The organism is Sphingobium sp. OAS761, from assembly GCF_024168485.1.
Lineage (GTDB): Bacteria > Pseudomonadota > Alphaproteobacteria > Sphingomonadales > Sphingomonadaceae > Sphingobium.
In genome coordinates, this window is record NZ_JALJVY010000002.1 from 38,283 (window position 1) to 52,207 (window position 13,925).

Below are 13,925 nucleotides of genomic sequence, written 5' to 3' on the forward strand. Positions count from 1 at the left end.
AGCCTCTTCTCCATGGAAGAGGCTCGTCCGGAATCTGCACCGTCATCCTTCGCCTATCGCCTGCGCCGCGACGCGGGCGGCCTGACGAGCGGCCTCGCCGCCCTGTGGCAACGTCGTCTGGTCCGGTGGGGTGCGATCCTGCTCGGTGCGCTGCTGGTCGCCATGACGCTGTTCTGGCTGATCTTCGCGCGCGGCCTGCCCGATGCCGCAACGCTGCTGGAATATGAACCGCCGCTGCCCACCATGGTCCGCGACATCAACGGCGCGCCGGTGCACAGCTATGCGCGCGAACGCCGTGTCCAGTTGCAATATAGCGACTATCCCCCGCTCCTGATCCGCGCTTATCTGGCGGCGGAGGACAAGACCTTCTTCGAACATCATGGCGTCGACATTCCCGGCTTCGCCGGCGCGGTCGTCGACTATGTCAGCAAGCTGGGGTCGGGCCAGCGCGCCAAGGGCGGCTCCACCATCACCCAGCAGGTGGCCAAGAACCTGCTGATCGGCGATGAATATTCGCCCACGCGCAAGGTGAAGGAGATGATCCTGGCCTGGCGCATGGAAAATGTCCTGTCCAAGCAGCAGATCCTCGAACTCTACCTCAACCAGATTTTCCTCGGCCGCAACGCCTATGGCGTGCAGGCGGCGGCGCGCGCCTATTTCGACAAGGATGTCGCCGATCTGAAACTCAGCGAGATGGCCTATCTTGCCATCCTGCCCAAGGGACCGGCCAATTATCGTCCGGAAAGCAGCACGGGCCACGACCGCGCGGTCGAACGGCGCAACTGGGCGCTGGGCGAAATGGAAAGAAATGGCTGGATCAGCGCGGCGCAACGGGCGCAGGCGCAGGCGGAGCCATTGGGCACGGTCAGCGTGCGCGGTTCCAGCTTCGACGCCCGCGCAGGCGGCTATTATATGGAGGAGGTACGCCGCCGCCTGATCGAACGCTTCGGCGAAAAGGCGGAGGACGGCCCCAACAGCGTCTATGCCGGCGGCCTGTGGGTGCGCAGTCCCTATGATCCTGTGGTGCAGGACAATGCGGCAACGGCGTTGCGCAACGGCCTGCTGCGGTTCGACGCGGGGCGCGGATGGTCCGGCCCGGTCGGCCATCTCGACATCGCCAATGGCTGGGAACGCGAACTGGCCGCCAGCTATATCGGCGTGGACTATGCCACCTGGCGGGTGGCGGTGGTCGTCGACCGGTCGGCGGGTGAGGCACGGATCGGCTTTTCCGACGGCACCACCGGCCAATTGCCCGCCGGCATGGCGCAGATGCCCTATCGCCGCACCGGCGGCCCCGCCTTTTCCGCGCTCCAGCCCGGCGACCTGATCGTCGTCGCGCAAAATGGCGCGAACTGGGCGCTGCGCAACATCCCCGAAGTGTCGGGCGGCATGGTGGTGGAAGAAGTCCATTCCGGCCGCATCCGCGCGATGCAGGGCGGTTTCGATGCCCGCCTGTCCTCCTACAACCGCGCGACGCAGGCGATGCGTCAGCCCGGTTCGACCATCAAGCCGTTCGTCTATGCCGCCGCGCTGGACAACGGCATGACCCCCGCATCGATCATCGTCGACGGGCCGCTCTGCGTCTATCAGACCGCCAGCCTCGGCCAGAAATGCTTCCGCAACTTTTCCGGTGGCAGCGCCGGGCCTCAGACCATGCGCTGGGGCGTGGAACAGTCGCGCAACCTGATGACGGTGCGCGCCGCGTCGCAGACCGGCATGGAACGCGTGGTGCGCACCATCAAGGCGATGGGCATCGGGGATTACCAGCCCTATCTCTCGTTCGCGCTGGGCGCTGGCGAAACCACCGTTGAACGCATGGTCAATGCCTATGCGACGCTCGCCAACCAGGGCAAGCAGCTGCCGTCCAGGGTAATGGACTATGTGCAGGACCGGCGCGGCAAGGTGATCTGGCCGGAACGCTGGCGCGCGTGCGACGGGTGCAACATGGCCAACTGGGACGGCAAGCCGATGCCCCGCTTCGGTTTCGAGGGCAAGCAGGTGCTGAACCCGATGACCGCCTATCAGGTTGTGCACATCGCCGAAGGCGTGGTCCTGCGCGGCACCGCCACCGTGCTGGCGGACCTCGACCGTCCGCTCTTCGGCAAGACCGGCACGACCAACGGCCCCACCAATGTATGGTTCGTCGGCGGCTCGCCCGATCTCGTCGCGGGCGTATATATCGGCTATGACAAGCCGCGCAGCCTGGGCGGCTGGGCACAGGGCGGCCGCATCGCCGCGCCGATCTGGAAAGCGGCGATGTCGCCCATATTGGAAACGATGCCGAAAACGCCCTTCGTCGCACCGGCCGGCATCCGCATGGTCACCATCGACCGCCGCTCGGGCAAGCGCGTCTATGGCGTATGGCCGACCAACGAGCCCAAGCCCGCCGTCATCTGGGAAGCATTCAAGCCCGAGACCGAACCGCGCCGCTCCATCCGCAAGGAAGAGGCGGAAGCGCAGGCGAAGGCGGCCGAGACCAAGGCTGGGGTACAGCGCCGCCAGCGCACCGATGCCGATTTCCTCCAGGACCAGGGCGGCATCTACTGACGCCTGCGCGCGGGTAACGGACCCGAATCGACTTTTGCCGCGTTATGCTCCCATCAACGAAGGGAGATGGGTCATGACGATGCACACCATGGCCAGCCTTGCGGAAAAGATGCAGCAGATCGATTTCGCGATGCTGTCCACCCATACCGAGGATGGTCAGATCGGCGCACGTCCGATGAGCAACAACCAGGATGTCGCCTATGGCGGCGACAGCTATTATTTCACCACCGAAGACACGCTGATGGTCAAGGACATCGAACGCGATCCGCGCGTCAACCTGTCCTTTCACGGCAAGGGGAGCGAGGGGAACGGCAGCCAGCTGTTCATCGCGGTCGAAGGGCGCGCCGACCTGATCCGCGACCAACATGAATTTAGGGAGCACTGGACGCCCGATCTGGAACAATGGTTCGTGCAGGGCGCCGATACGCCGGGGCTGGTCATGATCCGCGTTCATGCCGAACGCGCTCATTATTGGGACGGCGCCGACGAAGGCGAGCTGGAACTCTGACCGCGGGCGGCGGACCCCGGCGGCGACGCGAGCGCGCGCGAACGGCAGCGCGGTGGCTGCTGACGGCGGCCTATATGGTGGCGGGGGTCGCGCATCTGACCCGCCCGGCCGGTTTCGTGGCGATCACCCCCGACTGGGTGCCGGCGCCGGCCATGGTTGTCGCCCTGACCGGCGTCGCCGAACTCGCCGGCGCTGCCGGACTGCTGATACCCCCCCTGCGCCGCGCGGCCGGTATCGGCCTTGCCCTTTATGCGCTGTGCGTCTGGCCGGCCAATGTCCATCACGCGCTGGCGGACATTCCGATCGGCGGCACGCATCTTAGCTGGTGGTATCACGGGCCGCGGCTGGCGCTGCAACCGGTGATCATATGGTGGGCGCTATGGGCCGCGGGCGTCACTGACTGGCCCTTTCGCAAGGCCCGCCCGGCCAGGCCCTCCTGAGCAGGTCCGCCACCCCCGCAATGTCGTCCCGGTCATTGTAGATGTGCGGCGAAAAACGGATGGTGGGCTGGCCGTCCGCCTGCGATCCCGCGACGACCACCCGCCCCTTCGTCCACAACATCTCGCGGATTGCCGCGACGTCATCACCCGGCGCGACACGCCATTTCCCCTATCGCTCATGGTCCCGCTCCGCCCGATGACAGCCCCGTCACGGTCAATGAGCGCATCGCGCCGACCCGCCATCGCGATTGTGTTTCGCGCATCCGCCTTTAGGGTGGCCCGTCCCGACACGTGCACAAGCGAGAAAGAGAGCGATGACCCGGCACCTTCCCTGGATAGCGACGGCCATCGTCGGGGCGGTCGCGCTCTGGGTGGTGGCCGTATCGCGCGGCGAAGCGGTCAATGCATTATGGATCGTCGTCGCGGCGATTTGCTGTTTCATGGTCGCCTATCGCTATTACGCGCTGTTCATCGCGCGCCATGTGATGCGGCTGGACCCGGCCCGCCCGACCCCGGCGTTCCGCCGGGCCGACGGACTCGACTATGTCGCGACCGACCGAACCGTACTTTTCGGCCATCATTTCGCCGCGATCGCGGGCGCGGGACCGCTGGTGGGCCCGGTGCTGGCGGCGCAGATGGGCTATCTGCCCGGCACGCTCTGGATCATCTTCGGTGTGGTACTCGCCGGCGCGGTGCAGGATTTCATGGTCCTGTTCATCTCGATGCGCCGTGACGGCAAGTCTCTGGGCGAACTGATCCGCATGGAAATGGGCCAGGTCGCGGGCACCATTGCCCTGTTCGGCGCCTTCATGATCATGGTCATCATCCTGGCGGTCCTGGCGCTGATCGTCGTGAAGGCACTGGCGGAAAGTCCCTGGGGCCTGTTCACCGTCGCAGCGACCGTGCCGCTCGCCATCGCCATGGGTGCCTATACGCGCTGGATCCGGCCCGGTCGCGTCGGCGAAGTGTCGCTGCTGGGCCTGATCGGCCTCGTCGCGGCGATCGTCTACGGTCAGGCGGTGGCGCAATCGCCCGTCTGGGGTCCGCTATTCACCCTGACGCCGGTGCAGCTTTGCTGGCTGCTCATCGGCTATGGCGCGGTCGCGTCCGTGCTGCCGGTCTGGCTGCTGCTCGCGCCGCGCGATTATCTGTCCACCTTCCTGAAGATCGGGGCGATCGCCGCGCTCGCCATCGGCATCGTCATCATGGCCCCGCCCCTTAAGATGCACGCCGTCACCCGCTTCGTCGACGGCAGCGGCCCGGTCTGGGCGGGCGGCCTCTTTCCCTTCCTTTTCATCACCATCGCCTGCGGCGCGGTATCGGGTTTCCACGCCCTCATTTCCAGCGGCACCACGCCCAAGCTGATCGCCAGCGAAGCCCATGCTCCGCTCATCGGCTATGGCGCCATGCTGATGGAAGCCTTCGTCGCCATCATGGCGCTGGTCGGCGCGTCGATACTCGACCCGGGCGTCTATTTCGCCATGAACAGCCCGGCCGCGGTCATCGGGACCGACCCGGCCAGCGCGTCCGCCGCCGTCACCGCCATGGGCTTCCCCATCTCGCCCGACAGCATCGTGCAGACCGCCCGGGACGTGGGCGAACACACGATCATCAGCCGCGCGGGCGGCGCCCCGACACTGGCCGTGGCAATGGCGGAAATCTTCAGCCATGTCGTCGGCGGTCCGGCGATGAAGGCCTTCTGGTATCATTTCGCGATCCTGTTCGAGGCGCTGTTCATCCTGACCGCCGTGGACGCAGGCACCCGTGCCGGCCGCTTCATGCTTCAGGACCTGATCGCGCTGGCCGTCCCCGCCTTCAAGGACACGGCCAGCCATGCCCCCGGCATCGTCGCGACCGGCCTCACCGTCGCCGCATGGGGCTTCTTCCTCCATCAGGGCGTCACGGACCCGCTCGGCGGCGTGAACACGCTATGGCCGGTATTCGGCATTTCCAACCAGATGCTGGCGGCCATCGCGCTGATGCTGGGAACGGCGGTCCTGTTCCGCATGAAGCGCGACCGTTATGCCTGGGTGACGATGGTCCCGACAGGCTGGCTGCTGGCCTGCACCCTGTCGGCGGGCTGGCTCAAGCTGTTTTCGGCCGACCCGAAAGTCGGCTTCCTCTCCCATGCGGCCAAATTCGGCGCGGCGGCCGACGCCGGCCAACTGCTTGGCCCGGCCAGGTCCATGGCGGACATGGAACGCATCCTGTTCAACGACCGGGTCGATGCCGCGCTGGTGGCGACCTTCCTGGCGATCGTCCTTGCCCTGCTCTTCTTCACCGTCCGCACCTGCCTCGCCGCGCGGTCGGCCGACGTACCGACCGCGCGGGAAATTCCGGCGCAGCCGGTGCCGGCGGAATGAGGCGCCTGTTCGACCTGGCGCGGCGCACCGCGCGACTCATGGTCGGCCTGCCCGACTATGATAGCTATGTGCGCCACATGGCCGCCCATCATCCGGGCGATCCGGTCATGAACCGCACGCAATTTTTTCGCGACCGCCAACAGGCGCGCTATGGCGGCCGCAACGGCGGAAGATGCTGCTAAGCAATAGTAAACAGGGGGTTACGACCGGGCCCACTAACGCCGATAGTCGCAAATTGGAATATCACGATTGTACAATATCATTTTAAGACAGATAATTTCGCGAAATTGTCATCCGTGCTATTGATCTGTCGTCCCGCTTTGCTAGGACGCACGCGTCCTTTGTGCCCGACAGCGTAAGGGATGCGTCCCCCACCCATCCCTTGCGGTGGGGGACGATCTTTTCAGCGTCGGCTGTTGAAGCCCGCGATCATCCCCGCCGCGATCGACAGTGCGATCTCCGCCGGGCCGACCGCGCCGATGTCCAGGCCCGCCGGACCGTCTATCCGCGCAAGATCGTCGTCGCCAAAGCCCAGCGCCGCCAGCCGCTCGCGTCGTGCGGCGTGGCTCCGGCGCGAACCCAGCGCGGCGACATAGCCGGTCGGCGCCCGCAGTGCCGTCGCCAGCGCCGGATCGTCGATCTTGATGTCGTGGCTCAGCGTCACGATTGCCGTCGCCTCCCCCGGCGCGCGTGCCTCTATCGCCTCGTCCGGCCAGCGATCGTCCAGTTCGACACCCGGGAAACGCTCCTCCGTCAAAAACCGCCCGCGCGGATCGATGACCACCGGCGTGACCCCGATCGCCTGCGCCAGCGGCACCAGCGACTGGGCGATCTGCACCGCGCCGACGACCAGCAGGCGGCGCGGCGGATCGTAGCGGTTGACGAACGCACCTTCGGCATCCCCCTCGCATGTCCGCCCGCTCTCTATGTCGGTGGCCAGGGTCACCGTGCGTCCCTGCGTGCTCTCCGCGGCGATGCGGTCGAACAGATGCGACGGGAATCCGTCCTGCGCCACCGGCTGCACCAGCACGGCGATCTCTCCGCCGCAGGGCAGGCCCGCTTCCCAGGCGTCGCCGTCCGCAACGCCGTAACGCTGCACATGCGCCGGTCGGCCACCGATCACCTCCGCTGCGCGCTGGAGCACGTCGCTTTCGACGCACCCCCCCGAAATGCTGCCTTCCAGCCGCCCGTCCTCATGCACCAGCATATGGCTTCCGCGCGGCCGGGGCGCCGACCCCCAGGTGGAAATGACCGTCGCCAGTGCCATGGGGGCGCCGCGCCATTCAATCGCTCTACGGATCACCGCGCCATTGTCGTTCATGCTTCTGCTCCTCGGCCCGCAGGCCGGCGGGCATATGTCACCCCAACCGCCTGCCCGTCCACACGACGCGGCCGACAATATCCACCAGCGCCGGGTCTATATCGATCCAGTCGGGGTAATGGGAATTGTCGCTTACCACGCTGAAGCGACCGCGCAACGGGCCCATGGCGACACGCTTCACCATCAGCACCCCGTCGAGCCGCAGCACATAGACGCCGTCGCGCAACCGGTCGGCGCCGTCCTCATGATCGACCATGATGTCGTCGCCGTCGCTCAGGGTGGGCGCCATGGATTCGCCGTCGACGCGGATGATCGCGATGCGCTGCGGACGCACGCCCAGATGTCGCAGCCAGCGCGCGTCGAAGGCCATGACCCCTGCCGCGCGCTCATCCTCGTCCAATGTGCCGCCCCCGGCCGACGCACCGAGCGACAGGCGCGGCACCGCCACCACGGCGGGAAAGCCCCGCGCCCGGATGCCCGACGGCAAAGCGGGCGCCTGGGCCGCCGCCGCACCGCCCAGAACCTGTTCCGGCACGCCGAAATAGCGGGCCAGTATCCGCCGGTCATCTTCGTCCAGCTTGCGCGGCGTGCCGCGCTTGATGAACTGCTGGATATAAGCGGGATTACGGCCGATCAGCCGCGAAAGGTCGGCATAATTCTCGCCCCGCTCGGCGATCAGCCGGTCGAGAATCACCCGTGCATCCCGCACATCGTCTCCTGATGATCCATTGTCGATCATGACTCATCCACTATCGATAAGATTTTTCCTAGACAAGTAGGAAATTGGATTTGAAACAGGGTCCCAGCGGCCGACCCGCATCCGGCGAGTCGGCGACCATGGGGAGAAGAGGCCCGATGCTGCTTCGTGCGATCGAGAAATTCCTGCGCCAACATGACATGCCACCCACCACTTTCGGCCGTCGCTCCACGCGCGATCCCCGATTGGTCTTCGACATGCGCAATGGACGCGAGCCGGGGGAGCGCGTGAGCAGGAGGATAGAACATTTCATGAACACTTATTGCAGGAGCTCATGCCGATGACAAGCCTGCATCCATCCGCGGCACGGGAAAACCTGCTCCAAAGCCAACCAATCGGACGGCGCCGGTCCGATCCGCTGCCCCGGCTGCTGGTCCAGTTGCTGGCGCGCGCCGGCGCGCCCGCCACGGTCGACCGCGCGACCAGCCGCCCCTGGGCGAGCGCGCTGTTCGAAGGCCGGCGCCATGTCGTCCGGCTGTTGCTGGGCGGTCCTGATTCGGCGGCGCGCGCTGCCCGTTTCGCCGACGGCCTGGGGTCGGTCGAATGGGCGTTGTCGGGACAGTTCGTCGCCGACATCAGCCTCGACAATCAGGGCTGCGACGAGGGTGGCCAATGGCTGGACCTGTCGATCCTGACCATCGAGGACTGGTAGGATCAGTGCGCCCGGCCGGCGATGGACCGCAGGGCGCCAAGCGCCTCGCGCAGCGCCGCATCCGCATCGGGCGCGACCGCGTCGCGCACGGGGACGGGCGCGGCGACCGGCATGTCCGCCAGAACGCGCACCGGCCCCGCGCGACGGCGCGCGGCCAGGCCGCGTTCCAGGCGCTCGGTCAGTTCGCCGATGCTCATGCCCGCCCGCAAAGGTTCGGCCGCTACATCCGTTTCGGAGGCGATCTCCACGTCACAGGCGTCCACCGTCTCGTCGTTGCGCGCCTCTTCCGGCTCGACCGGCGGCGCAGCGGGCACGGGTTCGGGCGACGCCAACGCGTCGGGCGCTGCCATATCCTCCACGGGCGCGGCGAAGGGCGCGGCGAAGGGCGCCGCTGCGGGGGCGTCTTCCGGCACATCCTCGATATGCGCGGGGGTCAGGGATGCCGGCCGTGCCCCTGCACCGTCGAACCGTCGAAACGACGGCGTCGGCAATTCCTCCTCCGCGAAGGGCAGCGGCGCACTGGGCATAGCGAAATTGGGAGACGGCAGGATCGACCGCGGCTCGGGTTCGGCCTGGCTGACCAGCGAACGCCGGCCCGATTCGGGGCGGGCGAAGATATCGGCCCCGCCAAAATCGCGGCTGGCGAAGATGGGCGGACGGGCCGGAGCGTCCGGATGCGCGTCCGCGCGGCGCAGCGCCGGCGCGTCCCGATCCCCGGTCGGCGCTACGCGGCCGCGGGCAAAGGCGGCGAGCTTGGAAAATGCGAAACCCATGCTTCTTACTCCTCGGGCATGGTCACCATGCCGTTCTTCATCCTTCGGCGCGACGACGGTGCCGCGGTCGCGAGCCGTCATCGCCGCCAGACCGGCACCCATCATGGCCGCGAACAATGCGGCCATCAGCCGTGCCGTCCATCCCAGCGGCGGCGCGGCGGCGGGCACCGCCTCGCTGAAACCGCTCGACGCGACGACCAGTTCGATCAGGCCGACCGGCGTCATCAGCACCGCCGCCGCCGCCGCCAGGCCGGCCAGCGCCATGCGCCATGCGCGCCGCGATCCGCCGCTGTTCCAGCGCCGTTCCATCACCCGGCCGTCAGGCCGCCTCGCTGACTTTGCCCGCTCGCCCGAGCAGGCGGTCGTAGACGGGTTCGTAGCGTCCTATATTGGATGCCCAGTTCCGCTCCCGCTCGACAAAGGCGCGCGCGACCGACCGCCGCGCATCCCACGCGCCACGCCCGGAAAACAGGTCGGCCAGCGCGGCGGCCAGCGCGGCGGGGTCGTCGGGCGCGAACAGCGTGCCGGTCACGCCATCCTCAATCAGTTCGCGATGGCCGCCCACATCCGACGCCGCGACCAGCCGTCCCTGCGCCATCGCTTCCAGCGGCTTGAGTGGCGTCACCAGGTCGGTGAGCCGCATCGCCTTGCGCGGATAGGCCAATATGTCGACCTGCGCATAATAATGTTCGACCTGATCATGGGGCACGCGCCCCACGAAGACGATATGATCGGCGAAAGGCGATGCCATTGCCTGGTCGCGCAGCGCCTGCGCCATCGGCCCACCGCCGACCAGCAACAGCTTTGCCCGGGGTCGCGCCCGGACCAGCCGGGGCATCGCGGCGATCAGGTCGTCCAGCCCCTCATAATCGTAGAAACTGCCGATGAAGCCGACCACGTCGGCCCCCTCCAGCCCCAGCCGCGCCGTCAGCGTCGGGTCGCGCGCCACCGGCGCGCCGAACTGGTCCATGTCGACGCCGTTGGGCGACACGATGATCTTGCCCGCATCGATCCCGCGGGCGATCAGGTCGCCGCGCAATCCTTCGCAGATCACGGCGACCGCATCGGCCGCGCGTACCGCGTGGGTTTCCAGTTGCCGGGTCAGCCAGTAGCGCGGGCTGCCCTCCGTCCCCGTACCGTTGCCGACCGCCGCGTCTTCCCAGAAGGCGCGGATCTCGTAGATCAGCGGGATGCCGTGACGTCGCGCGACGCGTTGCGCGGCAATGGCGTTGAGCACCGGCGAATGGGCATGGATGACATCCGGCCGCCATTGCCGGACGACGTCCTCGATCGCGTCGGCATGGGCGGCGATGTCGCGCCATTCGCGTACCAGCGCATTGCCGGTCGCGGGTGCGCCCGCCGTGCGGTGAAAGGTCAGGCCGTCGATCACTTCCTCCCGCGGCCCGGTCACGCTGTGGCGCCGGCCGGTCACGCCGCGCACCTGCCACCCCCGGGCGATCTGCGCGCGCAATATGGCCCGGGTGCGGAACGTATAGCCGCTGTGCATCGGAAGGCTGTGGTCCAGCACGTGGAGAATGCGAGTCATAGCCGCACCTCTTTGCCGGAAAAGGTTTAACGCCCCGTCAACTCTGTGGCGGGGCGCACCCGCACCGTTCAGTCGAGCTCGAACAGCGCATTCAGATAGGCGATGTCGCCCGCGTCCAGTTCGGCCTTGTAGCCATGGACGCGGCCCTGCCGCACCTTGGGGTGGCCGTTGCGCAGCCGCAGCCAGGGTTGCTGATAGCTGCCTTCCCGCTCGACCGCCTGCATGTTGGCGAAGGACGCGGCGTCGACCGCCCGTTCCAGCATCGCGTCGTCAACGACCAGGCCCAGATAGTCGGCCAGCCCGCGCAGCGTCCCGGCGCTGTCGCGCGTCATCTGCTCGTAGCTCAGGCGATGGACGCTGCGCCGCGTCGCGACCTCGGCCCACATTGCGCGAAACCGCTTCAGATTTTCCGCCCCGAAATAGGGATCGCGCAGGAAATCGCTGATACTGCCCCGATAACCGAAGAAATCCTGAAAGCGCCCGGTGACCTGGTGAAACAGGCTGCACATCACGTCGCGCGGGTCGCGTTCCAGATAGACGACATGATCCACCTCGCGATAGCGCTCGATCCGGCGCGCGACGTTGAAGCTCAGCGGCGGCCGCGCGCCATTGTTGAACTCGAAACCGTCATGCTGGAACGTGATGTCCTGCGCCGCGCCCAACTGGTCCAGCGCATAGCGCACCCAGGACCGGCCCGATTTGGGATAGGAAATGAAATGCGCGCTCATGTCCGGTCTGTCCGCTCGTAGATGCGCAGTTCGCCGACCTGACCGGCGCCCGGCCCCTCCTGCGCGCGGGCGGCGCGCGGTACCCAGCCTGCCGCGCGGATATGGGCATCGATCCGGTCCAGGCGCCAGAAACGGTCCGGCGTGCGGATGACGAACCATCGGCCCGCCAGCGACAGGGCACCTGCCAGTGACGCCATGCGGTCCTGCGCCTCATGCAGATGCTGGTGGATGCCCAGATACAGCACCGCGTCATATCTGTCCTTCAGCCGGTCTCCCTGCGTCGCACGGAACAGGCGCCAGTCGCTCAGGTCGCCCGCATGAAAGCTGGCCCGGTCGGCATGGCCGCGCTGCTCCACCAGCGCCTGCGCCAGCGCCACGCGTCCGGGGTCCAGTTCGAACCCGGTGACCGATCGCGCGCCATGGGCCAGGCATTGCAGCGACACCAACCCTTCGGCCGCGCCCAGGTCCACGATGTCCAGCCCCGCGCACTCCGCGAACAGCCGGTCCAGGCCGTCGAGGCGCCCACCCGCATCCCACTTGCCGAACAGGCCGATCTCCTCCGACCGGAAATAATGGCTTTGCACCGGGGCCGCGATCAGGCCCAGCAGGCGCTCGCCATACCCGTCCCAGTCGAATCCGGTGATAACGCTCCGCGCCCGCGCCGCCCGGGCCAGCGCCGCGTCCGGATCGTCGATTACCGCCCGGACCGCGTCGGCGATGGCGGCCGGCGTGGCATCGTCCAGCAGCAGCGCGGTCTCGCCGTCGCGCGCGAAGGCATGGGTTCCGGGCCGCGTGCAGATCAGCGGCACGCCGCACGCGGCCGCCTCCGCCGACAGGTTGGACCAGCCGGCATAGGTTTCCGTGGCGATCGCCACGTCCAGCCCGTGATAATATTGGCGCAGCGGACCGTCGGCCAGCGATCCGGTCAGCGTCAGCCGCCCCGCGGCTATCAGGTCGGCGTGGGCGGCGGCCAGCTTCTGCGGGTCCGGGCCGAACAGGCTCAGGCACACATGCTCGGGCAGCAGCGACAGCGCCTCGATCAACGGCGCCGCATTCTTGGACGCCTGCCCGCCCACGACTACCCGGCCGGGCGCGCGGTCACGGCGGGCGAAGGGCCGGTCATGGCTGGGCGGCGAAAACAGGTCGATGTCGACCGCCCCCTCCAGCACATGGAACTGCCTGCCGCGCCATTTGGTGTAGCTGCCCGCCGGCCAGGCGGCGTTGTTGAAGATCACCAGGTCCGGGTCCAACGCCGCATTGACCGCTTCGAACATCGACCGGCGAGTCTGGTCGTTCAGCACATGCTGGACCCGCACGCCGTAGCGCGGGTCGCGAAATTGGCTGAAGCGCTCGACGGCCTCGGCCGGAAAGCCCGCGCCCGGTATCATCACCGCATCCCAGCGGCGTTCGCGCGCCTGTTCCTCTGTCACCATGCCGGCGAACGGGCGAAACGCCCCGCGCGACGGCGACAATGGCAGGAAGGACAGCCTGTGCCCGCGCCGCGCGATCGCCCGCGCCAGCCGGTCGAAACGCAGGATGCCGCCGGCCATGGTCAACCGGTTGCAGGGCACCAATATCTCCAGCGACGCCGGCTCCTCCCGCGCGCCTCCCGCCTTGCGCAGCGCGACGAACTTGCCCGTTGCGGGTACCTTGCGCCACTGGTCGGACGGCAGCAGTTCGGCGATCAACCGGGCCGGGCCGCCCTCCGGGTCACGGGCATCGTCGAAGATCAGCAAGCCGCCGGGCAGGATATGGCGGTGCCAGCAGTCGAAATCCCGTTTGACCCCTTCATAGCTGTGATCGCCGTCGATGAACGCCATGCCGACCGGCCGCTGCCAGCGATCGGCGACATCCTCGCTCGACAGGTTGACCAGCGATGTCGTGCGATAGGCGCCGGTCGCCAGCATGGCGCGATAAAATTCCTTGCGATCCTCCGGGCCGAACGTGCCCGCATAGATGCCGGTGAAGGGCATGTGCGGCTCGATGCAGTAAAGATGCGTCGCCGGTTCGCCGGCCTGGGCACTGGCCTGTGCGCCCAGCGCCATCGCCACGGCCGACTTGCCCCGGAAACTGCCGACCTCGACGATGCATCCGTGCCGCAGTTCGGCTGCCATGCGATGCAGGAACCGCGCTTCCTCGACCGTTATGCCCCCGCTGATCCGCGCCATCAGCGCGTCGAAGGTCGCGGGCAGGCCTTCCATCACGGGGCCGATGTCCGACAGATCGTGCGGAAGGTGCCCCGGCCTTGCGCGTACAATTTCCTGCGGCAACAACATTCTCCGGCCCCTGT

13 protein-coding genes are annotated in these 13,925 nt (G+C 67.6%); 7 read left to right on the forward strand and 6 right to left on the reverse strand.

Annotated elements, in window-relative coordinates:
* Nucleotides 1-12 precede the first annotated feature (12 nt).
* The 5 genes from J3E64_RS02855 (at nt 13) to J3E64_RS02875 (ending at nt 6,040) form a co-directional block, all read left to right on the forward strand.
* Nucleotides 13-2,547 (forward strand): penicillin-binding protein 1A, encoded by a 2,535-nt coding sequence (locus J3E64_RS02855; protein ID WP_253339504.1) that lies wholly within the window; start codon nt 13-15, stop codon nt 2,545-2,547.
* A 73-nt stretch (nt 2,548-2,620) separates the two neighbouring features.
* A complete protein-coding gene (locus J3E64_RS02860) occupies nt 2,621-3,055 on the forward strand; it encodes a pyridoxamine 5'-phosphate oxidase family protein (RefSeq protein ID WP_253339505.1) in 435 nt (144 codons plus the stop codon).
* Nucleotides 3,056-3,111: 56 nt separating this feature from the next.
* Nucleotides 3,112-3,495 carry a DoxX family protein gene (locus J3E64_RS02865; protein ID WP_367398599.1) on the forward strand — a complete coding sequence of 128 codons (384 nt, stop codon included), beginning with the start codon at nt 3,112-3,114 and terminating at the stop codon, nt 3,493-3,495.
* A gap of 314 nt (nt 3,496-3,809) precedes the next feature.
* A complete protein-coding gene (locus J3E64_RS02870) occupies nt 3,810-5,858 on the forward strand; it encodes a carbon starvation CstA family protein (protein ID WP_253339509.1) in 2,049 nt (682 codons plus the stop codon).
* Nucleotides 5,855-6,040 carry a YbdD/YjiX family protein gene (locus tag J3E64_RS02875; protein WP_253339511.1) on the forward strand — a complete coding sequence of 62 codons (186 nt, stop codon included), beginning with the start codon at nt 5,855-5,857 and terminating at the stop codon, nt 6,038-6,040. The genes J3E64_RS02870 and J3E64_RS02875 overlap by 4 nt, the downstream gene beginning before the upstream one ends.
* Nucleotides 6,041-6,261: 221 nt before the next feature.
* On the opposite strand, the gene J3E64_RS02880 is transcribed toward J3E64_RS02875, so the two are convergent.
* Nucleotides 6,262-7,179 (reverse strand): XdhC family protein, encoded by a 918-nt coding sequence (locus J3E64_RS02880; protein WP_253339513.1) that lies wholly within the window; start codon nt 7,177-7,179, stop codon nt 6,262-6,264.
* Nucleotides 7,180-7,216: 37 nt separating this feature from the next.
* A complete protein-coding gene (locus J3E64_RS02885) occupies nt 7,217-7,918 on the reverse strand; it encodes a S24 family peptidase (protein ID WP_253339515.1) in 702 nt (233 codons plus the stop codon).
* 116 nt (nt 7,919-8,034) lie between these two features.
* On the opposite strand from J3E64_RS02885, the gene J3E64_RS02890 reads away from it, so the two are divergent.
* On the forward strand, nt 8,035-8,220 hold the full coding sequence (locus tag J3E64_RS02890; protein ID WP_253339517.1) for a hypothetical protein: 186 nt from the start codon (nt 8,035-8,037) through the stop codon (nt 8,218-8,220).
* On the forward strand, nt 8,217-8,588 hold the full coding sequence (locus J3E64_RS02895) for a hypothetical protein (protein ID WP_253339519.1): 372 nt from the start codon (nt 8,217-8,219) through the stop codon (nt 8,586-8,588). The genes J3E64_RS02890 and J3E64_RS02895 overlap by 4 nt, the downstream gene beginning before the upstream one ends.
* Before the next feature lie 2 nt (nt 8,589-8,590).
* Here the strand turns inward: J3E64_RS02895 and J3E64_RS02900 are convergent, their stop codons facing one another.
* The 4 genes from J3E64_RS02900 to J3E64_RS02915 form a co-directional block, all read right to left on the reverse strand.
* Entirely contained in the window at nt 8,591-9,670 is a 1,080-nt protein-coding gene (locus J3E64_RS02900) for a hypothetical protein (protein WP_253339521.1), read from the reverse strand.
* A 10-nt stretch (nt 9,671-9,680) separates the two neighbouring features.
* Entirely contained in the window at nt 9,681-10,907 is a 1,227-nt protein-coding gene (locus tag J3E64_RS02905; RefSeq protein ID WP_253339533.1) for a TIGR04063 family PEP-CTERM/XrtA system glycosyltransferase, read from the reverse strand.
* Between the two features lie 68 nt (nt 10,908-10,975).
* Nucleotides 10,976-11,635: a sulfotransferase domain-containing protein gene (locus J3E64_RS02910; RefSeq protein WP_253339535.1), complete on the reverse strand. Its 660-nt coding sequence runs from the start codon at nt 11,633-11,635 to the stop codon at nt 10,976-10,978.
* Nucleotides 11,632-13,911 carry a class I SAM-dependent methyltransferase gene (locus J3E64_RS02915; RefSeq protein WP_253339537.1) on the reverse strand — a complete coding sequence of 760 codons (2,280 nt, stop codon included), beginning with the start codon at nt 13,909-13,911 and terminating at the stop codon, nt 11,632-11,634. The genes J3E64_RS02910 and J3E64_RS02915 overlap by 4 nt, the downstream gene beginning before the upstream one ends.
* Nucleotides 13,912-13,925 lie beyond the last annotated feature (14 nt).

Bases quoted from the DNA above. Each gene is read 5' to 3' on its own strand.
- J3E64_RS02855 (WP_253339504.1), top strand. From the start codon at position 13: ATGGAAGAGGCTCGTCCGGAATCTGCACCGTCATCCTTCGCCTATCGC.
- J3E64_RS02860 (WP_253339505.1), top strand. From the start codon at position 2,621: ATGACGATGCACACCATGGCCAGCCTTGCGGAAAAGATGCAGCAGATC.
- J3E64_RS02870 (WP_253339509.1), top strand. From the start codon at position 3,810: ATGACCCGGCACCTTCCCTGGATAGCGACGGCCATCGTCGGGGCGGTC.
- J3E64_RS02875 (WP_253339511.1), top strand. From the start codon at position 5,855: ATGAGGCGCCTGTTCGACCTGGCGCGGCGCACCGCGCGACTCATGGTC.
- J3E64_RS02880 (WP_253339513.1), bottom strand. From the start codon at position 7,179: ATGAACGACAATGGCGCGGTGATCCGTAGAGCGATTGAATGGCGCGGC.
- J3E64_RS02885 (WP_253339515.1), bottom strand. From the start codon at position 7,918: ATGATCGACAATGGATCATCAGGAGACGATGTGCGGGATGCACGGGTG.
- J3E64_RS02890 (WP_253339517.1), top strand. From the start codon at position 8,035: ATGCTGCTTCGTGCGATCGAGAAATTCCTGCGCCAACATGACATGCCA.
- J3E64_RS02895 (WP_253339519.1), top strand. From the start codon at position 8,217: ATGACAAGCCTGCATCCATCCGCGGCACGGGAAAACCTGCTCCAAAGC.
- J3E64_RS02900 (WP_253339521.1), bottom strand. From the start codon at position 9,670: ATGGAACGGCGCTGGAACAGCGGCGGATCGCGGCGCGCATGGCGCATG.
- J3E64_RS02905 (WP_253339533.1), bottom strand. From the start codon at position 10,907: ATGACTCGCATTCTCCACGTGCTGGACCACAGCCTTCCGATGCACAGC.
- J3E64_RS02910 (WP_253339535.1), bottom strand. From the start codon at position 11,635: ATGAGCGCGCATTTCATTTCCTATCCCAAATCGGGCCGGTCCTGGGTG.
- J3E64_RS02915 (WP_253339537.1), bottom strand. From the start codon at position 13,911: ATGTTGTTGCCGCAGGAAATTGTACGCGCAAGGCCGGGGCACCTTCCG.